At 62.4% G+C, this 22,233-nt stretch carries 22 protein-coding genes; 10 read left to right on the plus strand and 12 right to left on the minus strand.

Translation table 11 applies throughout. From position 1 onward, the window contains the following. Window positions 1-329: 329 nt before the first annotated feature. Window positions 330-467: a hypothetical protein gene (locus ACR3FF_RS16295; protein ID WP_458189150.1), complete on the minus strand. Its 138-nt coding sequence runs from the start codon at window positions 465-467 to the stop codon at window positions 330-332. Between the two features lie 53 nt (window positions 468-520). Here ACR3FF_RS16295 and ACR3FF_RS16300 point away from each other — a divergent pair, with 53 nt between their 5' ends. From ACR3FF_RS16300 to ACR3FF_RS16320, 5 genes are all read left to right on the plus strand, one after another. Next, a complete protein-coding gene (locus ACR3FF_RS16300; protein WP_458189151.1) occupies window positions 521-1,801 on the plus strand; it encodes an RNA-guided endonuclease InsQ/TnpB family protein in 1,281 nt (426 codons plus the stop codon). Beyond that, complete coding sequence (locus tag ACR3FF_RS16305; protein ID WP_458189152.1) at window positions 1,744-2,328, plus strand: DUF7286 family protein; 585 nt, start codon at window positions 1,744-1,746, stop codon at window positions 2,326-2,328. Before ACR3FF_RS16300 ends, ACR3FF_RS16305 begins: the two co-directional genes overlap by 58 nt. Then, window positions 2,255-2,620, plus strand: a complete 366-nt coding sequence (locus ACR3FF_RS16310; protein ID WP_458189153.1) for a DUF5791 family protein — start codon at window positions 2,255-2,257, stop codon at window positions 2,618-2,620. The genes ACR3FF_RS16305 and ACR3FF_RS16310 overlap by 74 nt, the downstream gene beginning before the upstream one ends. Window positions 2,621-2,756: 136 nt before the next feature. Next, complete coding sequence (locus tag ACR3FF_RS16315) at window positions 2,757-3,620, plus strand: SDR family oxidoreductase (protein WP_458189154.1); 864 nt, start codon at window positions 2,757-2,759, stop codon at window positions 3,618-3,620. Between the two features lie 51 nt (window positions 3,621-3,671). Beyond that, window positions 3,672-4,853 (plus strand): DHH family phosphoesterase, encoded by a 1,182-nt coding sequence (locus ACR3FF_RS16320; protein WP_458189155.1) that lies wholly within the window; start codon window positions 3,672-3,674, stop codon window positions 4,851-4,853. On the opposite strand, the gene ACR3FF_RS16325 is transcribed toward ACR3FF_RS16320, so the two are convergent. Further along, window positions 4,854-7,244: a DUF5059 domain-containing protein gene (locus tag ACR3FF_RS16325; RefSeq protein ID WP_458189156.1), complete on the minus strand. Its 2,391-nt coding sequence runs from the start codon at window positions 7,242-7,244 to the stop codon at window positions 4,854-4,856. A gap of 156 nt (window positions 7,245-7,400) precedes the next feature. On the opposite strand from ACR3FF_RS16325, the gene ACR3FF_RS16330 reads away from it, so the two are divergent. Both ACR3FF_RS16330 and ACR3FF_RS16335 read left to right on the plus strand, forming a co-directional pair. Next, window positions 7,401-8,540, plus strand: a complete 1,140-nt coding sequence (locus ACR3FF_RS16330) for a DUF373 family protein (RefSeq protein ID WP_458189157.1) — start codon at window positions 7,401-7,403, stop codon at window positions 8,538-8,540. Between the two features lie 73 nt (window positions 8,541-8,613). Further along, the gene (locus ACR3FF_RS16335; protein ID WP_458189158.1) at window positions 8,614-9,318 is read left to right on the plus strand and encodes a diphthine--ammonia ligase; all 705 of its coding nucleotides are present in this window, start codon (window positions 8,614-8,616) and stop codon (window positions 9,316-9,318) included. Window positions 9,319-9,470: 152 nt separating this feature from the next. Here the strand turns inward: ACR3FF_RS16335 and ACR3FF_RS16340 are convergent, their stop codons facing one another. Continuing rightward, window positions 9,471-10,451, minus strand: coding sequence for a sugar phosphate nucleotidyltransferase (locus tag ACR3FF_RS16340; protein ID WP_458189187.1), 981 nt, complete (start codon window positions 10,449-10,451; stop codon window positions 9,471-9,473). Between the two features lie 86 nt (window positions 10,452-10,537). Here ACR3FF_RS16340 and ACR3FF_RS16345 point away from each other — a divergent pair, with 86 nt between their 5' ends. After that, window positions 10,538-10,843: a hypothetical protein gene (locus ACR3FF_RS16345; RefSeq protein WP_458189159.1), complete on the plus strand. Its 306-nt coding sequence runs from the start codon at window positions 10,538-10,540 to the stop codon at window positions 10,841-10,843. On the opposite strand, the gene ACR3FF_RS16350 is transcribed toward ACR3FF_RS16345, so the two are convergent. Further along, window positions 10,840-12,798: a bacterio-opsin activator domain-containing protein gene (locus ACR3FF_RS16350; protein WP_458189160.1), complete on the minus strand. Its 1,959-nt coding sequence runs from the start codon at window positions 12,796-12,798 to the stop codon at window positions 10,840-10,842. The genes ACR3FF_RS16345 and ACR3FF_RS16350 overlap by 4 nt on opposite strands. A 220-nt stretch (window positions 12,799-13,018) precedes the next feature. Between ACR3FF_RS16350 and ACR3FF_RS16355 the strand changes: the two genes are divergently transcribed. Then, window positions 13,019-14,293, plus strand: a complete 1,275-nt coding sequence (locus ACR3FF_RS16355; protein ID WP_458189188.1) for an IS4 family transposase — start codon at window positions 13,019-13,021, stop codon at window positions 14,291-14,293. Between the two features lie 68 nt (window positions 14,294-14,361). Next, window positions 14,362-14,655, plus strand: a complete 294-nt coding sequence (locus ACR3FF_RS16360) for a transcriptional regulator (RefSeq protein WP_458189161.1) — start codon at window positions 14,362-14,364, stop codon at window positions 14,653-14,655. A gap of 23 nt (window positions 14,656-14,678) precedes the next feature. On the opposite strand, the gene ACR3FF_RS16365 is transcribed toward ACR3FF_RS16360, so the two are convergent. From ACR3FF_RS16365 to ACR3FF_RS16400, 8 genes are all read right to left on the minus strand, one after another. Further along, window positions 14,679-15,089 carry a Rieske (2Fe-2S) protein gene (locus ACR3FF_RS16365; RefSeq protein ID WP_458189162.1) on the minus strand — a complete coding sequence of 137 codons (411 nt, stop codon included), beginning with the start codon at window positions 15,087-15,089 and terminating at the stop codon, window positions 14,679-14,681. A gap of 36 nt (window positions 15,090-15,125) precedes the next feature. After that, window positions 15,126-15,989, minus strand: coding sequence for an aminotransferase class IV (locus ACR3FF_RS16370; RefSeq protein WP_458189163.1), 864 nt, complete (start codon window positions 15,987-15,989; stop codon window positions 15,126-15,128). 35 nt (window positions 15,990-16,024) lie between these two features. Next, window positions 16,025-16,624 carry an anthranilate synthase component II gene (locus ACR3FF_RS16375; protein ID WP_458189164.1) on the minus strand — a complete coding sequence of 200 codons (600 nt, stop codon included), beginning with the start codon at window positions 16,622-16,624 and terminating at the stop codon, window positions 16,025-16,027. An 883-nt stretch (window positions 16,625-17,507) separates the two neighbouring features. Next, window positions 17,508-19,040, minus strand: coding sequence for an anthranilate synthase component I family protein (locus tag ACR3FF_RS16380; protein WP_458189165.1), 1,533 nt, complete (start codon window positions 19,038-19,040; stop codon window positions 17,508-17,510). Next, entirely contained in the window at window positions 19,024-19,704 is a 681-nt protein-coding gene (locus tag ACR3FF_RS16385) for a helix-hairpin-helix domain-containing protein (RefSeq protein WP_458189167.1), read from the minus strand. Before ACR3FF_RS16385 ends, ACR3FF_RS16380 begins: the two co-directional genes overlap by 17 nt. 26 nt (window positions 19,705-19,730) lie before the next feature. Next, complete coding sequence (locus tag ACR3FF_RS16390) at window positions 19,731-20,528, minus strand: shikimate dehydrogenase (RefSeq protein WP_458189168.1); 798 nt, start codon at window positions 20,526-20,528, stop codon at window positions 19,731-19,733. 36 nt (window positions 20,529-20,564) lie between these two features. Beyond that, window positions 20,565-21,749 (minus strand): sodium:calcium antiporter, encoded by a 1,185-nt coding sequence (locus tag ACR3FF_RS16395; RefSeq protein ID WP_458189169.1) that lies wholly within the window; start codon window positions 21,747-21,749, stop codon window positions 20,565-20,567. A 56-nt stretch (window positions 21,750-21,805) separates the two neighbouring features. Beyond that, window positions 21,806-22,201, minus strand: coding sequence for a universal stress protein (locus ACR3FF_RS16400; protein WP_458189171.1), 396 nt, complete (start codon window positions 22,199-22,201; stop codon window positions 21,806-21,808). Between the last annotated feature and the right edge of the window lie 32 nt (window positions 22,202-22,233).

Below are 22,233 nucleotides of genomic sequence, written 5' to 3' on the forward strand. Positions count from 1 at the left end.
CGTCTCAGCTGATAGAATACCAACGAAGCCACCGATCTCAACACGAATCTTTCGTACATTTGTCCTCTCGACAGATTACGGCTAGCGGGTGGGTCACTCCGACCGGGAAAACCGGTCAGAACGTCCATCGTGAGTGACAACGCTCAGGACCGCCGCCAAGCGGCGGCGGTCCTTCGACCCTCGATTCTGATTCTTGAACCGCCGTTCCAGCGCAACCTCAACTGAGCTGTCAGAGTGATCGCTTCACCTCTGTCGCCGATTTGATTCGGCAACTACTGTTTAGGGCGGGCGTGACTCCGACACTCCACGACACAGACCACGTTCGACGCTTACTCGAGGGTATCCTCCCTGACCTTTTTCTCGCCTTCGAGGAGCAACCCCTTCCACGTCAACCCACGGTGTTTCTTCAATTCCTTCAACCGCTCATACTGGTCATCGTCATCGAACTCGATACGAACTTCGACCATGCAGTAGCACACAAACCTCATCTTTATGTGTGTTCTGGTGCAACCATTAGTCGATGAAGCGAGCCAATACGTTCGATGTGATTCCTCAGTCCGACGAGCACGAGGAGTTGCTTCGACGCCTGTTGGACGCTTCTGCTGCTCTCTGGAACGAAATCAACTACGAGCGTCGTGAGAACTACGCTGATACAGATGGCGACGTATGGGAAATCAGCGAATATCGCGGTCGCTACGGTGGTGTTCTCGGTGCTTCGACGGTTCAGCAAATCGAACGGAAGAACCGCGAAGCGTGGCAGTCGTTCTTCGTACTCAAAAAGAAGGGTAACGCCAACGGCAAACCCGGCTTCTGGGGCAACGCCGAAGATGGTCGAAAACTTCGCACGTACATCCGAAATATGTCGTACTCAGTTGAGTGGGGTGAATACTCCCGACTCGAAATCCTCGTCGGCCAAGACTTGAAAGACGAATACGGGCTTGGATACCGCGAACGCCTCCGGCTCGAAGTTCGAGGCGAACCAAACTGGAAGGAGTACGACAAGCAGGGTCGGTTAGAGTTGTTCTACGACGAGCAAGCACAATCGTTCAGGGCCTTTCAGCCAGTCACCATCAGCAAAGACCATTCTCGACTGGCACAACCACTGGGTTCGGAAGAATCCGCTCTGGATATTGGTGCGAACAATCTCGTCGCCTGTACGACTACGACCGGCTCACAACTCCTGTACGAAGGACGCGACCTGTTCAAGCGATTCCGCGAGACAACGCGAGAAATCGCCCGGCTCCAATCGTTGTTAGAAGACGGCCGATACAGTAGTCACCGAATCCGACGCCTGTATGGCCGACGGACCAAGCGACGTGACCACGTCCAGGATGCGCTCGCTCGTGACCTTATCGAACGCCTCTGCGACGAAGGTGTTTCGACAGTGTACGTCGGGGCGTTAACGGACGTACTCGATACGCACTGGTCGGTCGAGACGAACGCGAAGACGCACAACTTCTGGGCGCTCAGAGCGTTCGTGAACCCACTGGCGTGTACCGCCGAAGAATACGGAATTTCGGTAGAGGTACGGTCTGAGGCGTGGACGAGTCAGGAGTGCCCCAACTGTGGTTCGACTGAGGATACGACGCGCCACAGGGATACGTTGACGTGTTCGTGTGGATTCGAGGGGCACGCCGACTTCGTGGCGTCAGAGACGTTCTTGAGACGGCAGACAACGGTAACACGGTCGATGGCACGGCCTGTATGCCTCAAGTGGGACGACCACGAGTGGTCAGAGTCACCATGCTCAGTTCCCAACGAGGAGCATACGAACCCGCAAGTTGCCTCCGTGGGTCGGTAAGCGATACCCCCAGCGCGAGGAAACCCCGTCGTTCACGGCGGGGAGGATGTCATTGGTACGCGACGGTCAACGTCTGGCACGTCGACGTGTCGGGAACGTACGGTCAGTTCACGGTGCGGGCGCGACGAGGCTCACCCGTCACGCCCGGTGCGTCGGTCGCGTACACGCGGCAAAATCGACCGGTACGTCTGGACGTGGATGACGATGGCGAAAGAGAAACACTGGGTCGGACGACCTGGATAACGTTCGATACGGAGACGACCGTCGTCATCGCTGTTCCCCCGGGTAAGACGGGCGTCGGGGACGTGAACGGCGATGCCGACGAATGCTCGCCGGGGTGGACAGCCCGAAGCAACAACCCCTTTCACACGCGGTACCCTCGTACCGACCATGCTCTACGACGAGATAGACGACCCCGGAGCGACGTCGCCGGCAGAACTGCGAGCGCAGTACGTGGCGGAACTCGCGGAGACGATAGAATCGGTCGGTCCGGACGAAGTGGCAGCGCAGACGGGACTCGACCGTGAAACGCTCGAATCCATCGCAGACGGCGACGCATCCGAAATCGTGCTCGAAGACGCTGCGGCCATCCTCGCCACCGGGGACGCCCCCTCGAAGGACACCATCCTCCTCGAGGTACGCGACCACCTGCTGATGGGGATGACGACCTCGTTGCTCGACGTAGACACGCTCGCGTCGAACGTCGAGAGTGACCTCGGTGCGCGAGCCATCCAGCAGAAAATCGAGGGACGAGCACCGATGACGCTCGAAGAGTACGCGCTCGTCTACCACTTCATCGCCGAACGAGGGGACCAGTAGCGGTCACCCAGCGCAGATGCCACTCGACAGCGACGGGCAGTGGCCCGAGAGCAGGTAACAGCCAATGGCATCCGAGTGATACGGGTGGTACTCGAGAGACGGGGGAGTTATCCGCGCCCCGGTCGGAAGTAATCGCATGAAGGTCGTAATCCTCGGGTGTGGTTACGTCGGTCTCGAACTCGGTCGGCAGTTGGTTCGGGCGGGTCACGACGCGGTCGGCGTCCGGCGGTCTCCTACCGGGATTCGGGCAATCGAGGATGCGGGATTCGACGGGATACAGGCGGACGCGACGGACACGGACTCCCTCGCCGCGATACCCGACGCGGACGCCGTCGTGTACGCGGCGAGTGCAGACAGTCGCGGTTCGGACGCCGCACGGAGCGCCTACGTCGATGGGCTTCGAACGACGCTCGACCACTTCGGCGGACGCGCTACACCACCTGAACGAGTCGTGTACACGTCGAGTACGGGCGTGTACGGCGACCGTGATGGAGCGTGGGTGGACGAGACGACGCCGCTGGAACCGCGAACCGAACGAGAGGAGATACTGGCCGAAGCCGAACGAATCGTGCGCGAAGAGTGTACCGCAGACTGGACCGTCGCTCGATTCGCAGGTCTGTACGGTCCCGACCGGTACCGACTGGAACGGTATCTCGACGGCCCGATATCGGAGCGATATCTGAATTTGCTCCATCGGGACGACGCGGCGGGTGCAGTTCGGTTCCTACTGGAGACTGGAGTGGCAGAAAACGAAGTCATCCTCGTCGCCGACGACGAACCGGTCTGGAAACCGACGCTGGCCAACTGGCTCGCAGAGCAGTGTGGTGTCGAGCGTCCGACGAAATCGTCGGAGACGGACGCCACCACCGACCGAGCGCGGTCGAGCAAGCGGTGTTCGAACGAGAAGTTACGAAACCTGGGCTACGAACTCCGATATCCGACGTTTCGTGAAGGATACCGTGACGCAGTTTCGTCGTACGGAGAGCACACAAACGTCTGACACGTGTTATCGTTGGGAAAAGTTCTTGTCATCGCAAATCGACCACGTTGTATGGAGTTTCTGGCCGACCAGTCGGTCCGGGGGCTGTTTCGTGAGGCGCAGGTTTACAGCTCCGAAAATCCGTTACTTGTGGTCGGTGCCACACTCGGGATTGTGGTGCTCGCGGTCTCGCTCTGGCTGGTCGTGCGCTGGATTCGCCGACCGATGGGTGCCAGACTCAAACGGACACTGGCGAAACGGGACGAAATCGTCGTCCTGATGCACCCGAATCCCGACCCCGACTCGATGGCCTGTGCGATTGCCGTCTCGTATCTCGCGAAGGAGGTCGGAACGGAGACGACGATTCAATACTCGGGCCAGATTCGGCATCAGGAGAATCGTGCGTTTCGAACGATTCTCGACCTGGAACTCGAACGCGTCGAACACGTCACCGACCTCGCTACTTCTACCATCGTCCTCGTCGACCACAACACGCCGCGCGGGTTCGACGGTGCGGAACGAATCGAACCGTACGCGGTCATCGACCACCATCCCGGAAACGGGTCGGGTGAAGTGTTCACCGACAAACGGACGAACTACGGTTCGTGTTCGACCATCGTCGCGGAGTATTTCATGGAACTCGGGGCGGAACCGGTCGGGCCGGACGTCTCTCCGGACGACGACGAATTCGTTCTCCCTACCAACATCGCAACCGGTCTCCTCTACGGTATCCAGTCGGACACGAAGCACTTGACGAACGGTTGTATCGAAGCCGACTTCGCGGCGAGCGCGTACCTCTATCGGGGTGTCGACGAACACTGCCTCGACCGAATCGCGAATCCGCAGGTGAGCGCCGAAGTACTCGAAATCAAATCACGAGCCATCACCGAACGCGAGGTTCGCGGGTCGTTCGCGGTCTGTAACGTCGGGAAAATCACGAACGCCGACGCCGTTCCGCAGGCCGCGGACGAACTCATGCAACTGGAAGGTGTGACCGCAGTCGTCGTCTACGGCAGGCGAGAAGACACGCTCCACATCTCGGGACGCTCGCGAGACGACCGGGTTCACATGGGCAAAGCGCTCCAGACTGCCGTCTCCGACATTCCTGGTGCCGACGCAGGCGGCCACGCACGCATGGGTGGCGGACAGGTTCCCGTCGAATCGGCGGTCGTCGCGGGTGGTATGGAAGGCAATCTGTGGACTGACCGGGAGTTCACCGACGGAATTTTCGACGCGCTGAACGGAAACGTCTGATTACTCCACGACGATTCGTCCGGTCATGTCCGCCGATTCGTGGGGGATGCAGTAGTACTCGAACGTCCCCTTCGTCTCGAAGGTGTGGACGAACGACTGACCGGACTGCACTGCGCCTTTTCCCTTCTCCCAGCCATCGGTGGCCGCCTTCTCGGAGTCGAAGTCTCCGGACGCCCAGTAGTTCGCGTCCGTCGGGAGTTTGCCCTCGCGGGCGGTGACCGAGTGGGCCTCACCGCCGACGTGTTTCCACGCGACAGTATCCCCTTTCTTCACACTCAGTTTTTCGGGGGCGAACGAGACTGCCTTCATCTCGACCACGTGGTCCGCGTCGCCTGGAACGCCCTGCTGGACGTTCGGACCGCCTTTCAGTTTCGTCTTCGTTTCTCCGTCGTCCGACCCCTTTCCGACGGGGGCCTTTCCGACCTCTCCGACGACGGCGAACTGTGCACGGAGGGCGGCGCGGGCGAACGCCTCGTTGGCCAAATCGACACCCTCGACCGATTTCAACGCGTTGGCGTACTCGTTCAGGTTCTTTTCGAAGGTCTCGTAGACGGCGTGGTCGGCCGTTTCGAGGCTCTCGTGGACCTTCGCCCGTTCGAACTGCTGGAAGGTATCCTGTACGACCGTCGCGGCCTGATCGCCGAAGTCCCCGCCTGCGTTCTTCACGACGGCGTAGACCGACTGGACTGCCTGGTTGCCGAATCGTTTTGCCTTCGGGTAGACGTCGGTTCCGCCTTTGACGCTGCCGAGCGCCTTCTCGAACGATTCGTAGCGGTCGTGGTTCGCCCGTTCGAGCGATTCGTGGAACCCGCCTGCGCCGCTTTCGAAGTGTTCGAACGTCGCCGTGACGACGCTCTTTGCACGCTTCGTATCGCCGAGCGCCGCGACTCCGGCGGCGTCGAACGCACGACCGGCCATGAACGTGGCCTCCGCCCCGGCGACGAGCGATGCAGTTCCCGCTTTCTTCTCGAAGTCGAGGAGAGCCGTCAGGACGCCCTCGAAGTGTTTTTTCGCCGCAGCGTCGTTTCCGTTCTTCAGTGCCGGAATCAACCCCTCTTTCAGGTGTTCGTGCTCGAAGCGTTCGTAGAGTTTCTCGCTCTCGTGTTCGAGCGCCTCGTGGAAGCCGAGTTCGTTCTTCTCGAAGCGCTCGAAGAGCGACTGGGCGATGGTCGCTGCGGCGTTCGACTCGCCGCGGGCGTGGAGTTCCATCGCGTCGCCGAACCGCGCGCGAAAGTATCCCGACTGGAGGATGGCTGCATCGGTTCCGCCGACCAGGGTGTCGATACCCGTCCGGAGACTGCCGTCGATTTCGCCGAGTGCGTGTTCGATGGCCTTTGTATTGCCGTTCCCGGCGGCCAGGGGGAGTTCTTCGAGACCGTGCTCGAACTTCTCGTACGCCGCGTGGTCGGCGTGTTCCAGCGGGTCGTGTGCCTTTGCACCCTCGAAGTGGGCGAAGACGTCTTTGGCCATCCGTTTCGCCTGTGCCGTCGCTCCCTGCGCGGCCACCCACTCGCAGTCTGCGGCGCGAGCACGGTACGTGTTCAGCGTCGCGGCGTGCGCGAACGATGTCGAGGGGCCGCCGAGCGACGCGAGGGCTTTCGCGTCGAAGCCCTGTGCCTGTAGCACTGCGAGGTGGCCCGCCCCGGCGGTGTTCTCGGTGCCGAGGTCGTACGACCCGGAGACGGCGGCGGTGACGGCGTGGTTGGCTTGCTTTCGGACGACGGCCCGTTTCCCGTTCTTCGCGGCCCGAATCGTCGTCTTGGCGGCGCTCTCGAACGACTCGTAGGTCTCCGAACTCGCCGATTCGAGGCTGTCGTGGAGCGGTCCTTTCTCGAACGCATCGAACGCGGTTTCTGCGACCTGTCGGGCCGCGTCGGACTTCCCGGCGGCAGCGAGCATGGCGCTGTCCTCGAAGCGTGCGCCCAGCAGTTGCAGGTCGAGCGCCCGGACGTTCGTCTCGCCGACGAGTTCGACCTGTGCCTTTCGGAGGTGTTCGTTCCCCAGACCGAGTTCTATCTTCGTCTCCTTGCTGTTTTTCTCCTTCAGGGCGGTCTTCAGTTGTCCGAGCGCCTCTTCGAACTCCTCGTAGTGTTTCTCGCTCGTGTGTTCGAGTTTCTCGTGTGCGCCCCACTCGCCACTCGCCTGTTCGAAGCGTGCGAAGACGTCCTCCGCGACGGTTGCGCCCGCCTCGAACTCGCCCGCGACACCGAGTGCGAACGCGTCGTGCAGTCTGGCGCGCATGGCGTTCCACTCGGCTGCGATGGCCGCCTTCGCCGTGACGTCTTTCGCTTCGGTTTTCGAATCTCCGGTGAGACTCCCACAGCCGGCGAGCAATGAACTCGCGAGCGTCGCTCCGCCGACTTTCAACAGAGTCCGTCTCTCGGTTCGCATATACTGGTTTAGGTCCACCTAAATAACAAAAGTGTTCCGATTTTTAGGCGGGCCAAAACGATTGAGACATCGTCTCACGGTCGTCGGACTCGGACGACGGGAAGTTGAAACGAAGAAGACCTTTTTATCCCCTGCCCGTCTGAATGGAGATACCGAATGAGCACGCTGGTCGTCTGTGTCGACCGCAACAACGACATCGGACGCAAGACCGGACTGGAGATGCCCGTCGCCGGATGGGAGGCGGTCAGGTCGCTCGTCACCGACGTCGGTCTCGCGGACCCGGAGGATTCGAGTGTCAACTGTCTGCTCGAAGCCCTCCGGGTCGCGCGCGACCTGCGCGACGGGGACGAGGAGACGACGGTCGCGGTCATCTCCGGTACCGCCGAGACGCGCGTCGGTGCAGACCGCGCCGTCGCCATGCAGATGGACGAGCTAGTGGCAAAGCACAGTCCCGACTCCGCCATCATCGTCATCGACAGCGCGGAGGACGAACGTCTCGTCCCCATCGTCGAAAGTCGGGTTCGCGTGGACGCGGTTGACCGCGTGGTCGTCCGACAGGCCCGCGACATCGAATCGACCTACTACCTGTTGAAACAGTTCCTCGCCGACGAAGAGTTGCGCCAGACCGTGCTCGTGCCGACCGGCATCGCGCTCATCGCCTTCCCAATCTTGCTCATGCTGTCCGGCCCGGCGATGGCGGCGGCGGCCATCACCGCGGTCATCGGGCTGTTCACGCTCTACAAGGGACTCGCCATCGGCGACTACATCCGGGAGTTCCCCGCGCAGGCCCGCGACGCGCTGTACTCCGGTCGGGTGTCCATCGTCACCTACGTCGTCGGCGTGGGGTTGTCGCTCATCGGCGTGTTCGCCGGCGCGTACGAGGCCGCGCCGATGGACGCCTCCGACGGCGTTCTCATTCCCGCGATGGCGTTCACCTTCGAGAGCGTCCCGTGGATTGCAGTGGCCGCACTCACGGCGAGCATGGGTCGCCTGCTGGACGAGGCCATCCGCAACGACCGGGTGCGAAACTCCTACCTGAACCTGCCCTTCGGCGTGCTCGCGGTGGGGCTGGTCGTCCGCGGGTTCTCGGCGTACTTCCTCCAGCAGGCCGAGAAGATCGCTCCCGTCGTCGTCCCGGAGATATCGGTCGGAGAAACCACCATCGAACCGTTCACGCTCGACCCCGGCAGTCGACTGGCGGTCTACGTCGTGCTCGGCATCTTCGTCAGCCTGCTCGGAATCCGCGTGGCGTCGTACGTGAGCGGCACGGCGCTGGAAGAGGAACTGGTCGAGTAACTGGATTTGCACAGTCGACGGTGACACGGCGCGCAACCGAGTCCCCTTTATCCCGCGAACCGATACCTCTCCCATGAACCGGCAGGCGTGGGTCAGCCTCTTTTCCGGCGGCAAGGACTCCTCGTGGGCGCTCTACCGGGCGCTCGAAAAAGGCCTGAACGTCGAGCGACTGCTCACCGTCCATCCCACGGGCGATTCGTACATGTATCACGTTCCGGCGACCGACCTCGCGGCGCTCGCCGCCGAGAGCATCGGCATCCCGCTCGTGGAGGTCGACGGCGACTTCGACGCCGAATCCGCGGTGGACGCGGGCGAACAGGGAGACAGGGAGACCGAGACGCTGGAAACTGCGCTCCGCGGCCTCGACGTCGACCTCGGCGGCGTCACGGCCGGTGCGGTCGAAAGCGAGTTCCAGACGAGTCGGATTCGGGCGCTCAGTGACCGCCTCGACATCGAGTTGTATGCCCCGCTCTGGCAGGAAGACCCCCTCGAACTCGGCCACGCGATGATAGACGCCGGGTTCGAGATTCGAATCGTGCAGGTCGCGGCCTACGGACTGGACGAATCGTGGCTCGGTCGAACGCTCGACGCCGAGGCGCTGGCCGAACTGGAGCGACTCAACGACGAGTACGGCGTCCACGTGCTGGGCGAGGGCGGGGAGTTCGAGACGCTGGTGACCGACGCACCGCACATGGCGCGGCCTATCGAGCTGGAGTACGAGACCGAGTGGGATGGAACTCGAGGAACGATACAGATTGCGGATGCTCGATTAGGGTAGGTGGTTCCGCGAGCGAACGTCGTGAGCGAGCGGGCTTTTTTGATGCAGAATTTTTGCGCGAGCGGTGCCCGCAGCGCCGACGGCGCGAGGACACCCGAGCAAAGGAGTGATACGAGCGAGGAACCGGTGCGTGAAAATCGACGCCAGTGCAGTTATCGGTCGTCCCGTCCGCCGTTCGTAATCTGCGTGTGTGCGCCGATGAGCGCACCCGCCAGGTCCATGTTTTCGACGTGCGTCTTCTCGTCGATGATGGAATCGCGCACGTCACAGTCGCGCACCGTCGCGTTCGGGAAGATGATGGCGTTGGTGAGGTTCGCGTTCCGGAGTTCGACGCCGTCCATCACGTGGACGTTCTCGCCGATGGTGGTTTCTTCTATCGTGGCGGACTCGGCGACGTAGGTGTCGCCGTCGAGGTACCACGCGACGGCGTCGAGGTAGCTCTCGGGCGTGCCGATGTCGTACCACGCTTCGTCGAACGAGTAGGCGAACACCGGTTCGCGGGCCTGCAGCCACTGGATGAACCAGCCGGGTTCGTCGGGGTTGTTGCCGTCGGCGAGGTACTGTTCGAGCAGGGGGAGATTCTCGCGGGTGAAGGCGTAGCAGGCGATGGAGACGAGCGTGGAGTTGGGGTCGGCGGGTTTCTCCTGGAAGTCGACGACGCGCTCGCCGTCGAGTTCGACCAGCCCGTAGGATTTCGCGAGTTCTTTGCTGCCGACGTCGTAGGCGGCGAGACAGGGTGCGTCCTTGTTCTCGAAGAAGTCGACGAAGTCGTCGATGTCGAAGCTGATGAGGTTGTCGCCGGCGATGACCAGCAGGTCGTCGTCCACTCCCTCGCGGTCGACGAGCTGGGCGAGCGCGCCGACGACGCCGAACTTCTCGTCTTCTTCGGCGGTGTCTTCGACGCTCAGTTGGGGTTTTTCGAACTCGCTTTCGGCGAGGTGGGTTTCGAAATCGTCGGCGAAGCGTTCGTTGGTGCTGACGTAGACCGTGTCGATGCGGTCGTCTGCTTCGAGGTCGGCGAAGATGCGGTCGATGACCGTGGTTTCGCCGATGGGCAGGAACATCTTCGGCCGGTGTTTCGTGATCGGCCACAGCCGAGTCGCGTATCCGCCAGCGAGGACGACGGCTTTCATAGCCGCATGGTCACTCGCGGCCCGTAAGTCCTTTTTCATCTCTCACGGGGCCATCAGAGTCAGGGCAAAAGCGTCCGTAATACGACGTGATGTTGCGAAACCGTCACGGTCTGTCGGTCGACCCGGTTCCGTTTCTCGTCGTTTCGGGACTCGGGGTGCTGGTCTGGTACTCGTCGTTCCCGCCGTCGCTCGTGGCGCTTGGGGTCACACTTACCAACGCGCTCGTGCTCTCGACCGTCGGGGCCGTCGTGTCTGTGATGGGAACGTACTACTATCTCGTCTGGACGGTGACTCCCGGTGGACACGCGACGACCCAGCAGTTGTTCGGCGTCGGCTACGGTCTGGTGGCCATCGTCGTGCTCTTGCTCGCTTTCGGATTGCTCACGTACTAATCGTCGAAGAACGCGGCGAGCAGTTCGTACTGTGCCCGCCGCAGGTGATAGTGGAGCGTCGCCGACGCGATATCGAGCGACTGTGCGATCTCTTCTGCCGTGCTTCCCCGCGGCCAGTCGTAGTAGCCCGCGAAGTAGGCGGTTCGAAGTGCTGTCTCCTGTCGGTCGGTGAGTCGGTCGGTGAGCGCCTGTCGAAACTCCTGGGCGGTCTGGATGGGACGGTCTATCGTCCGCTTTCCGATCAACTCGGAGTCGGGATAGGCCGACTGAAACGTATCCACGACCTTTCGAACGTCGGTATCGTGTGGCACTTCCGCGACGATGGAGACCTCACCGCCGTTCGCCGTGGCCGACTGAACGGCTGCACCTGCCTCGACGAGTCGCTTGACCGTCGACGCGACCATCTCGACTTCGAGCACGCACCCCGATTCGTCGGTGTCGATGAGACGACACTCGACGACCGACTCCGCGTTGGAGACTATCTCTTCGACGTGTTCTGCTGGTGCGTCCTCGACTCGCACGTAGTGAAGCAGTTGCCCCTCGGTGGCGGGAACGAGCCCGTGCAGGTAACACTCGCAATCGAGACGGGAGGACACCGAGAGAAACAGCTCTCTCGTGTCGGTCACCCGAAACTCCAACTCGACGGAGCTATCCGACAACAAGAGTTTCTTGTTCTTCACGGCGTTGATGGCGAACCCGATGGTGTCACCGAGGATTTCGAGGGCGTCCAGTGCTCGTTCGCTCAGGACGCCCGTCTGCGTCGAGACGAGCGAGAGGGTTCCGTACATCGTGTTTCCGTACGATAGCGGGATGGAAATCCCCGACTCGATTCCTCGCTCGACGGCTTCCGCACACACGTCGTCGGGGAGTTTGTCGGTCTCCCGAACGTCGCGAATGGCCTGTAGTTCGTCCGTTCGCATCGCCACGTCGGCGGGGTCGTCGCCGATGGCCGACCCCATCTCGACGAGGGTGTCGAGGTAGCCGTCGATACCGCCGGCGCGGGTTCGCGGCGTGACGCCATTTCGGTTGACCTCGCTCTCGTCGGTCCACGCGAGTTCGAACAGGCCGGACTCGACCAGTCGCTCACAGACCATCTGTTCGATGTTGTCGCGGGTCGCGGCGTGGACGAGTTCGTGGATGACTCCCTGAATCACCCGGTGAATCTGGTTCAACGTCTCCAGTTCGTCGTGCTGTCGTGCCAGCGTGAACTCCCGCTCTCGGCGGTCGGTCACGTCGCGGGCGACCCAGACGACGGCGTCTCGGCCGTCGATAGTGGTTCCAAGGGGGGTCGTCCTCGCTTCGAACCAACGCGTTCCCGAGGACACGTTGAGTTGATACTCCATCGTCTCGGTGTTTCCCGTCTCCAGCGTCCGGTGGAGGTGAGCGAGAAACCGGTCTGCCATCTCGTCGGGAAACACGTCGTGGAGTCGTCGCCCGACGAGGTCCGACGGAGCGGTGGTCGTCAGACTCTCGGTGTTCGGCCCTACCAGCAACTCACAGTACCGTCCGTCTTCGTCGAGAAGAAAGGCGACGTCCGGAAATGCCGTCATGAGCGCGTTGACCCGGTCCTCTCCGCGCCCGCCGAGATGCTGGTCGACGGCGCTGTCGATTCGCGCCCGGAGGTCGTCCACGTCGTCGATTGCGTCCAGCGGGAGATAGTCGCTGACGTCTGCCGCGATCGCCTCGCTGGCGATTCGTTCGTCTCCCGCGTCCGTAACCACGACGAACGGGAGGTTTGGATGGCCGTCGCGTACCGTCCGGAGCAGTGAGAGTCCGTCGCTATCCGGCAATTCGTAGTTGCTGACGATGCAGTCTATCGCACCGGTTTCGAGCCGTGAGAGACAGTCGGACGCCGACGATTCGACGTAGACGGTCACCTCGTCGTGTGCACGGTCGAACTGCCGCGCGATGTCGGTCTCGTGTTCGACGATGAGGATGGTACGATTTCTCGGCATAGTGTTGTCGTGTCTGAGTCCCGTTCCGTGGGTCGCGTTCGCGGCTCGTGACGTTGTTGTAGGATAGCACATGCACCCCGATGGGAAAACAGTTTACCTTGTCACCATCCGTCTTTAGCTAAGAGAAGAACCACGTGACAGCGGCGGCTTATCGAGGCTACTTTTCGAAAGGAATGAGGAGGTGTCGAGTGTGCACAACGAAACCTCCTCACCTCGGATTATGCGTCGGCTCACTACACTGTTTCCCTCCGAGTACCTCGAAGAGCACGCCGAGGAACTCGGCGTGGTCGAACGAGACGGCAAGCTTCAGATTCCCGTCCTCGTGTGGGCGCTCGTGTTCGGCTTCGCTGCAGGCGAACGCCGAACACTCGCTGGGTTTAGACGCAGCTACAACTCCACAGCCGACGAGACGATCTCTCCCGGTGGCTTCTATCACCGGCTGACGCCGTCACTCGCAGAATACCTCCGCGACCTCGTCGAGCGCGGTCTCGACGAGGTCACTGTTCCCGAGGCTGTTGACGCTGACATCGACCGGTTTAGGGACGTGATGATCGCCGATGGAACCGTGCTGCGGTTACACGAGTTTCTCTCCGAGCAGTTCCACGCCCGCCACGAGGAGCAGGCTGGAGCGAAGCTCCACCTGCTCCACAACGCCACTGACCAGATGATTGAACGGATCGACATAACTGACGAGAAAACGCACGACAGCACGCTGTTCAAGACAGGTTCGTGGCTGTGCGGACGGCTTGTTCTGCTCGACCTCGCGTACTTCAAGTACCGCCGCTTCGCGTTGATTGATGAGAACGACGGCTACTTCGTGAGCCGGCTAAAAGAGAGCGCAAATCCGGTGATTACGGCGGAATTACGGGAATGGCGCGGCCGCGCCATTCCCTTGGAGGGTAAACAGATCCACGATGTGGTCGATGACCTCTCACGGACGTACATCGACGTAGAGGTCGAAGTCGAGTTCAAGCGTGGGCCGTACAATGGGACGCGGTCGCTGGATACGAAGCGGTTCTGCGTCGTCGGTGTCCGCAACGAGGACGCCGACGACTACCATCTCTACATCACGAATCTCCCGAGAGAGGAGTTCCTGCCGGCGGATCTAGCAACGCTGTATCGGTGTCGATGGGAGGTAGAGACGCTGTTCCGTGAGTTGAAGACGCAGTACGAATTGGACGAGTTCGACACAAGCAACCCGGATGTCGTGGAAATTCTGCTGTACGCGGCGTTGCTGTCACTGCTGGTGAGCCGTGATCTGTTGGATCTGGTCACTGAGCAGGCTGACGATGAGATCGTGTTCCCGCCGGAACGCTGGGCGGCGACCTTCCGGTCGCACGCCCAGCTCATCCTCCACGAACTCGGCGAGTACCTCGGCTACTCGCCACCGCCGCTGTTGGAGCGGCTGATCGAAGAGGCACAGAAAATCCACCAGCAACGACCGATACTGCAAGAGACGCTCGCTACCGCTACGCAACCGAGGTGTGAGTCTTAACTAAAGACGAATGACCTTGTCACTTTCGTCGCGGTAGAGATTTGAACGAGCGATTCGAAGGAGGTACTATGCGCGACGACGAGACGACGCGCGAGCAGATTGCAGCGTTTCTTCGACGGGAAACTGCTTCACCGAGCGTGCTCGCTGCCGAGTTCGACATCACCGCCGGTGCGGCGATTCGACACGTCGAGCACGTCGCTCGCTCGGTCGAATCGGGGGGAGAACAACTACTCGTCGCGCCCCCCGAGTGTAGCGATTGCGGGTTCGACACGTTCGACGACCCCGCCAATCGTCCGTCACGGTGCCCAGAGTGCAAGAGCGAGAGCATCGCCGAACCCGCGTTCACGATTCGCGACGGGTGAGGACCGCTTCTAGCGACGTTGCTCTATTCGAATCCGAGCGAACGATTCGAGGAGAGGTCGTACTCTATGGACGACCCCTGTTGGACGAACTCGTAGTCGGGGTCGGTCAGGTACACCACGCCGTCCTCGACGGTGATTTCGAGCGCGTCGAGCACCGCACCCTCGCAAGGACCGTACGTGCAGACGCCGGAGTCGGATTCGAACAGCGCGCCGTGTTTCCCACAGACGATTTCGCCGTCGCGCATCGTCGCCCCGTCGCCTTTGTCGAGGCGCACGTCCGTCCAGTGTTGACAGTAGTTGCGCCACACCCCGACCTCGCCGTCGTGTTCGACGAGGATGGCTTCCTCTTCGTCGAAACCGTTCCGTATCGTGAACAGAAACGTCGTATCGTCCGGAATCTCGGAAAGGGCGGCAATTCGACAGTCCTCGTCCATCGGACGGGAGTTACCGACGCGGACGCTTGAGACTTTTCAATAGTGACGCGACTCGACCAGCGCGTCGAACGCATCAGTGAGTTCGCTGGTGGTAGGGCCACCGCCGATATCCACGTCGTCGAGACGAGCGAGCGGTCGAATCTCCCACGTCGTGTTCGTCAGGAGGGCTTCGTCGGCGTCCCGAACGTCGTCGGGGCCGTACTGGCCCTCCTCGGTCGGGATTTCGGCGTCTGCCGCGAGTTCGAGGACGACGCGACGCGTAACTCCCGGCAGGACCGCCCCCGAGAGGGAGGGCGTGTGGAGCACCCCGTCGTCGACGAAAAACAGGTTGCTCGTCGCCCCTTCCGCGACGGTTCCGTCCGTACCGAGCAGCAGGGCTTCGTCCGCCTCGGTTTCGAGTCGGGCGAGGATGCCGTTCAGGTAATTGTGTGTCTTCGCGTGTGCAGGGAGCGCGGCGTCGGGGATGCGTCGGGTTTCGACCACCTCGGCCGTGGCCGGAGCGTCCCACACCGACCCGCCGGAACGCTCGTCGTCGACTCCCCCGCGTGGAAGTTCGGCGACGACGACGACGACGCTCGGATTCTCGACGGGACCGGGCGAGAGTTTCCCCGGTTGTACCCCTCTCGATATCGAGAGTTTGACGTAGGCTTCCTGCAGGTCGTTCGCGTCGAGCGTCTCGCGGATGCGCGTTCGAAGCGCGTCGTCGTCGACCCCGTGGTCGAGCGAGAGTGCCTCGCAGGTCGCCCGCAGTCGGTCGGCGTGTGCTTCCCACTCGAACACCTCCCCGCTGTAGGCTCGCAGGGTCTCGAACGCTGCATCGCCGTACATGAAACCGCGGTCGCGGACGCTCACCGTGGCTTCGGCGGCGGGCACGATGTCGCCGTTCACGTGGTAGTACATGGATTGCTACTCGTTCGATATGCCATCTGTTCTCCTTATGCGATACGTCGCCGGTCTTCCGTCGCACTGTCACATCGCTCACAGAAGTTCCGAACGAGTCGTTTTCCCTCGTTCGTGAGGATGCTTTCGGGGTGGAACTGCACGCCGACGTGGGGGCGGTCGACGTGGCGCACGCCCATGACGATTTCGCGCTCGTCCGCCGTGTGCGCAGTCTCCACAAGCACGTCGGGGATGTCGTCTCGTTCGACCGCGAGCGAGTGGTAGCGCCCGACCTCGAACTCGGCCGGAAGCCCCGCGAAGAGTCCCGTGCCGTCGTGGGTCACCGTCGAAGGCTTGCCGTGGACGACCTCGGGAGCGTGGACGACCGGCGCGCCGTTGGCCGCACAGAGCGCCTGGTGGCCGAGACAGACCCCCAGCGCCGGGTAGGTCGTCTCCGCGAATACCGCGACTGAGACGCCGGCGTCTTCCGGCGTTCCGGGGCCGGGCGAGACGACGATACCGTCGGGGTCTATGTCGTGGATGCCAGCGACGTCGATGGCGTCGTTTCGCCGGACGACCACCTCGTCGGCGAACTCGCCGATGTACTGGACGAGATTGTAGGCGAACGAGTCGTAGTTGTCGATGACGAGGATCATTTTTGCGTGGCTGTCGTGGTACTCCCAGTACGATGTATATTGGGTGTGTTGGTCGACGTTGGAAGTGTCACAAGTAAAAGGTGCTGGTCGTCCTTCGGGACGTTCATCGAATTTCCGTAGTAGGGTTGTTCTAAAAAAGTCCCTGGTCGCTCTTTTCGAGAGAAAGCAGTGTCCTAGAAAGCCCTCGTGGGCTAGGCCACCGGAAGACGGTCCTGCTCGCTCACGCTGCGCGGGCTGCGACTTCCGTGGTCACACTCACGTCCGTTCGCGTGACTCGCGCGAACCGCCCTGCGCTCCTGCGGTGCTTGGAGGTTCGGGCTTCGCCTACCCCACTCGCCCTTTCAATCCACTATCAGAGCAAGCTCTGACGAGCCCTCGTTCGCGTTGCTCACGAGGACACCAGGGAAATACTTGGACGGACTGGCGCGCTTTTCATCACTGACTGGTGTGCGCTTGGCGGCGGGTCGGCCGTGCGGTGGTGCGCGACGGCACGCCCAGCGGGCGTGCCCACGCGAGGGACGAGTATCGCAACGAAGTGAGAAACGCAGGAGGCTAGGGAGGACGAGTGGCGGTGCGGGGTGGGACTGAAAGGGGCTGGTCGGTCGCTCCCGCCTGGACGACGTAAGCACCGCAGGAACGAAGTGGCGAGGAGCGCACCGAGATCGCCGCGACCGAGGGGGCGGCGACCGGACGAACGGAGTAAGTCCGGCCCGGCGGGGCGAGCGACTGGGGGCTTTCGAGGACACCGTCACTCCGGAAACTCGTCCGTCTCAACGTTCGAGAATTCATCATCGACGCCCCATCGAACCCAGTACATTCCAGTACAAATAGGTGGACGAGAGAGAACAACGCCGAATCCCGTTCCTCATCGACGCCGAATCCCCTATTCCTCCGAAAACCCGCCGTCCTGGCCCAGAACATCGTCGATAGCTCTCACCAGCGCTTTCCCTTTCGTCAGCGTCTCCTCGAATTCCCGTTCCGGCACGGAGTCGTGGACGATGCCCGCGCCCACTCGCAGGTGGTACTCGTCACGGTGGCGCACTAGGGTCCGGATGACGATGTTCAGGGTCGCACGGTCGTCGAAGCCGAGCACGCCGATACTGCCGGTGTACGGCCCCCGTCGCGTCGATTCGAGTTCGTCGATGATCTCCATCGTTCGGGGTTTGGGCGCGCCCGTGATGGTGCCGCCGGGGAACACCGCCGCGATGGCGTCTGTCAGGCCCACGTCGGGACGACGCCGTGCCGTGACTTCGGAGACGAGGTGCATCACCTCGGAGTACCTGTCCACGCGGCGGTAGTCGGTCACCTCGACGCTCCCGCACTCGGCTATCTTCCCGAGGTCGTTCCGTTCGAGGTCGACGAGCATCGCGTGTTCCGCGCGTTCTTTCTCGTCTCCCAGCAGGTCCGCCTCCAGGTCGGCGTCTTCGGCGGGCGTTTTTCCCCGCGGACGCGTCCCCGCGATGGGCTCGGTCACGAGGCGGTCGCCGTCGACGTCGAGCAGGAGTTCGGGACTCGCGCTCACCAGGTCGACGCCGGGGAACTCCAACAGTGCCGAGTACGGTGCCGGATTCACCCGCCGGAGAGCGTCGAACGCGTCGACGGGATGGACGCTGGCCGGCGCTTCGAGCCGCTGGGAGATGTTCGCCTGGAACGTCTCGCCGTCGCGGACGTGGCGTTTGACCGCCCGGACGCGCTCTGCGAACGCCTCCGTTCCGCACGCGCTCACGAACGACCCCTGCTCGTCGGTGGGTGGCGCGCCGACGCTTGCGTCTCCGTGCGTGGCCGCCCGCGCGAGTGCCAGCGCCTGCTCGCGGGCGGCGTCGTACGTCGCGTCGAGGTCGGGGTCATCAGCCGAAACGCCGTCGTCGAGTCGCGGGCACGCGGTCACCCGAAGCGTGACGCTCTCGGAATCGTCCTGGGCCTTCCACGCCGCGACGTAGTCGTACAGGCCGAACTGGAGTCGTGGGAGTCGTCGGTCGTCGTCCGCCGCCCCCGGAAGCGATTCGAGTTCGCGCACGAGGTCGTACGAGAGCCACCCGAACAGGCCACAGGGATACGGTACGTCACACGCGCCGCGCACCAGCTGCTCGTCGTCTAGCACGCCGGCCAGTGCACCGAGACTCGGCCCCGGTGTGGTCGGCGACCCCCGTGTGTCGGTGAGCGATTCTGCCCGTGGGTGCGCCTGGAGTCGGTGTCTCGGTTCGACCCCGAAGTAACCCCACCCCGATTGCCCGCCGGTCGTCGCCAGATAGAAACCGCCAGCACCGTCACGTGCGCGCCGATATGCGAGAAACGGATCGCTCACCTGTACCTGTACTTCGACGGGTACCCGCGCACCCGGCGGTGCGTCGTGGGCCACCTCACGGTACGACGCCCGCGAGGTGACGACGGTCGGTTCCTCACATCGACTTCGCACGTTCTATCCAGCCTTCGATTCGCTTCGGCGAGAGGTCGGTCTCGTCTGCGAGCTCTTCGGGGTCGGCGACCGCCAACTCCGCCGAGTTCTCGATGCCCGCATTCCGAATCCGCTCGGCGTACGCCGGGCCGATTCCTTTCACGTCTTCGAGCGGTCGTTCGTCTTTGGCGGCGTCCGCTGACTCATCGTCGGACGGACTCTCCGTCTCGGGTTCCGACTCTCTTTCGACTGCCAGTTCTTCTTCCGTCTCCGACTCTGCTTCGGTCGCTGGCTCTTCGTCTTCGGTTTCTTCGAGTTCCGATTCCGCTGTCGCTTCCTCTATCCCGTCCGGACTCGGCTCCGGTTCGGTCGCCTCCGTCTGCGCCGGCTGGCTCGCTTCGGACCCCGGGCCAGTCGCCTCCGCCGGTTCTGCCGCGGTGTCCGACTCGGCCTCTTCGATGTGTTTCGTCGGTTTGTCCTCGTCCACGAGGTTCTCCGTCGAGACGCTCGTGTCTTCCTCCGGGGACTCGTCTGTCTGTTTCACTGCCCTCTCGTTCGTCGCGTCGGGTTGCTCTGTCGTCTCGGTCGGTTCGCGCTCAATCGTCACGCCTGCGTCACGCTGACGCTTCTGCGACCGTTCCTCGCCGAGACCGAGCAACGATTTCAGCCGTGTGATAAGCCTCATTATAGGACAGTACAAAGTCACTTCACTTAAAGCCGTCTTCGCAAGGCCGCGTCCATCCGGTCTACCGGTGCCTTCCGACCGGTCCAGCATTCGAACGCCGCCACCCCCTGAAAGAGGAGCATCCACGCTCCGTCGATGGTCGTCGCCCCGCACGACGCGGCCTCGCGAAGCAGTCGGGTTTCGAGCGGCCGATAGACCGCGTCCATCACCGCGAGGTCGGCGTGGAGCGATTCGGAGGGAACCGGCGACACGTCGGCTTCCATCCCGACGCTCGTCGCGTTGACGAGCACGTCTGCGTCCGGAACCAGTTCGGACAGCGAGTCGAGTCCGTGCGCGCTCGCAGTCGGCACGTCCGCCGCGAGGGCCTCGGCACGCGAGATGGTTCGGTTCGCGACCTCGACCGTCGCTCCTTCGTCGACCAGCATGACGGCGATGGCGCGGGCAGCACCGCCTGCCCCGACCACGACGGCCGACGTTCCGTCGAGTGACACCCCGTGACGCTCGAACGCTCGCCGAGCGCCGTCGGCGTCGGTGTTGTGTCCCGTCGGCGTCGACTCTCCCGAAAAGTCGATGGTGTTCACCGCGCCGATTCGCGCCGCGAGGGAATCGGGCTCGACGTGTTCGAGCGCGTCCTCTTTGAACGGAATCGTCACGTTGAGCCCGCGAATACCGAGCGCCCGTGCCCCGTCGACCGCCGGGCCGATGGCGTCCGGTTCGAAGGTGACGTAGCGTGCGTCCAGTCCGTGTTCGTCGTAGGCAGCCTCGTGCATCGGCGGCGAGAGCGAGTGGCCGACCGGGTTGCCGACCAGTCCGTAGACGTCCATGCATCGGCTACTCGGTTCGAAGGGAAAAAAGCCGCGTCAGTGCCCGCCGCTGATGGCATCTGCGCTGATGAGGAACATCGAGTGATAGACGAGAATGAGGATGAACAGCAAGTAGAACAGACCGCCGATGAGGAAGGGTCTGGCTTTCATGTTCCCTCCCTGGACGTTCCGAGCGCGGAGATAGAGGATGCTGCCGCTGACGATGGCGAGGAGGGCCGAGAGCCCGTTCAGGAATCCGACCGTCCCCCAGTCCAGTGAGAGGTTCCACGAGGTGTAGACGATACCGAGCGTGACCGGGAGCGTTCCCTGGAACGCCATCGCACCGGTGATGTTCCCCAGCGCGAGCGTGTCCTTGTCGCGGGAGATCCAGATGACGCTGTTGAACTTCTCGGGAAGTTCGGTCGCCAGCGGCGCGATGAGGAGCGCGAGTATCGCGGGGTGGATGCTGAGGATGTGCCGCGAGACCCACTCGACTTCGGTGACGAAGAGGTGTGCGCCGCCGACGATGATACCGAGCGCGAACGCCGACTGGAGTGCGACGAGTCCGAAGTGCGGGTCGCTTGCGTGCTCGTCCTGTTCGTGCATGCCGGGGACGTATCGCTCGACGAATCCACCCAGAAAGAGGTCTTCGAGTCCCTCTTCCTCGACAAGACCGCCGCCCTGGAGCGACCGGTAGATGTAGTAGACGTACAGTAAGACGAGCGACACTCCGATTCCGAGCATGAAGGTCTCGCCACGGATACCCGCGACGATTTCGCGATTCCGCGGGATGAGCGCGGCGACGAATGCGAGCGAGTAGCCGACGAGGAAGAAACTCAGGTCGCGGCGCGTCGATTTCTGGTTGAAGTACATCTCTATGCCGTGTGCGCGTCGGCTGGAGAAGTAGTAGACGCTGGAGCCGACGAGGAACATGGCGATGGTGGCGAGCATGAACGGTGCGCCCAAAATCGCACCGACGCCGACGTGGTCGGCGGAACTGGCGTCTTTGGCGTAGAAGATGGCGATGACGGGAATCATCGTCTCGGGGAGGGCGGTTCCGACTGCGGCGAGGATGCTTCCGGTCGCACTCTCGCTCACGCCGAGTCGGTGGCCGAGCCATTCGACGCCGTTCGTGAACACCTCTGCGCCGAGCAAGAGGAGGCCGAACGACACGAAAAGCAGTATCGTGTGTTCCCACACTGACGGTAGAATTGCCAGTGGAGTGATAGCCGTAACGTTCATTCTACGAGTTTCTATTTACCCGCCGTAATTAAGCCGTTCTATCTCCCTTCGAATGCTTACGGGACGGTGGTGACGGGGATTTCGCAGGATTTCAGAACGGTTTCGGCCGCACTACCTAGAAGGAACTTCTCGACTCGACCGTCACCGTGGTGGCCCATGACGACGTGGTCGTAGCCGTCGTCTTTCAGCGTCGACAGGATGTTCTTCCCGACTCGGCTCGAGGACTTGAAATCCCCGAGACGGACGTCGGTCGAGACGGAGACGTCGCTCTCGATTCCCGCTTCCTCGAGCGTCTCCTCGACCCGGTTCAGCAGTTCCTCTGTATCCTCGCCGCGAATGTCCGTGAAGTGGACGATGTCTAGGTCCGCGTCGAATCGTCGTGCGAACTCCGTGGCGAAATCGAGTGCCCGTAAACTGCAATCTGACCCGTCGACTGGAACGAGTACTTTCATATTGTCTCTTTTTTGCCGAATCGCTTAATCCT

It is taken from the genome of Haladaptatus ordinarius, from assembly GCF_054177595.1.

What these genes read in the sequence shown, in the direction of transcription:
- ACR3FF_RS16295 (WP_458189150.1), bottom strand. Translation starts at nt 467, where the DNA reads ATGGTCGAAGTTCGTATCGAGTTCGATGACGATGACCAGTATGAGCGG.
- ACR3FF_RS16300 (WP_458189151.1), top strand. Translation starts at nt 521, where the DNA reads ATGAAGCGAGCCAATACGTTCGATGTGATTCCTCAGTCCGACGAGCAC.
- ACR3FF_RS16305 (WP_458189152.1), top strand. Translation starts at nt 1,744, where the DNA reads ATGCTCAGTTCCCAACGAGGAGCATACGAACCCGCAAGTTGCCTCCGT.
- ACR3FF_RS16315 (WP_458189154.1), top strand. Translation starts at nt 2,757, where the DNA reads ATGAAGGTCGTAATCCTCGGGTGTGGTTACGTCGGTCTCGAACTCGGT.
- ACR3FF_RS16320 (WP_458189155.1), top strand. Translation starts at nt 3,672, where the DNA reads ATGGAGTTTCTGGCCGACCAGTCGGTCCGGGGGCTGTTTCGTGAGGCG.
- ACR3FF_RS16325 (WP_458189156.1), bottom strand. Translation starts at nt 7,244, where the DNA reads ATGCGAACCGAGAGACGGACTCTGTTGAAAGTCGGCGGAGCGACGCTC.
- ACR3FF_RS16330 (WP_458189157.1), top strand. Translation starts at nt 7,401, where the DNA reads ATGAGCACGCTGGTCGTCTGTGTCGACCGCAACAACGACATCGGACGC.
- ACR3FF_RS16335 (WP_458189158.1), top strand. Translation starts at nt 8,614, where the DNA reads ATGAACCGGCAGGCGTGGGTCAGCCTCTTTTCCGGCGGCAAGGACTCC.
- ACR3FF_RS16340 (WP_458189187.1), bottom strand. Translation starts at nt 10,451, where the DNA reads ATGAAAGCCGTCGTCCTCGCTGGCGGATACGCGACTCGGCTGTGGCCG.
- ACR3FF_RS16350 (WP_458189160.1), bottom strand. Translation starts at nt 12,798, where the DNA reads ATGCCGAGAAATCGTACCATCCTCATCGTCGAACACGAGACCGACATC.
- ACR3FF_RS16355 (WP_458189188.1), top strand. Translation starts at nt 13,019, where the DNA reads ATGCGTCGGCTCACTACACTGTTTCCCTCCGAGTACCTCGAAGAGCAC.
- ACR3FF_RS16360 (WP_458189161.1), top strand. Translation starts at nt 14,362, where the DNA reads ATGCGCGACGACGAGACGACGCGCGAGCAGATTGCAGCGTTTCTTCGA.
- ACR3FF_RS16365 (WP_458189162.1), bottom strand. Translation starts at nt 15,089, where the DNA reads ATGGACGAGGACTGTCGAATTGCCGCCCTTTCCGAGATTCCGGACGAT.
- ACR3FF_RS16370 (WP_458189163.1), bottom strand. Translation starts at nt 15,989, where the DNA reads ATGTACTACCACGTGAACGGCGACATCGTGCCCGCCGCCGAAGCCACG.
- ACR3FF_RS16375 (WP_458189164.1), bottom strand. Translation starts at nt 16,624, where the DNA reads ATGATCCTCGTCATCGACAACTACGACTCGTTCGCCTACAATCTCGTC.
- ACR3FF_RS16385 (WP_458189167.1), bottom strand. Translation starts at nt 19,704, where the DNA reads ATGAGGCTTATCACACGGCTGAAATCGTTGCTCGGTCTCGGCGAGGAA.
- ACR3FF_RS16390 (WP_458189168.1), bottom strand. Translation starts at nt 20,528, where the DNA reads ATGGACGTCTACGGACTGGTCGGCAACCCGGTCGGCCACTCGCTCTCG.
- ACR3FF_RS16395 (WP_458189169.1), bottom strand. Translation starts at nt 21,749, where the DNA reads ATGAACGTTACGGCTATCACTCCACTGGCAATTCTACCGTCAGTGTGG.
- ACR3FF_RS16400 (WP_458189171.1), bottom strand. Translation starts at nt 22,201, where the DNA reads ATGAAAGTACTCGTTCCAGTCGACGGGTCAGATTGCAGTTTACGGGCA.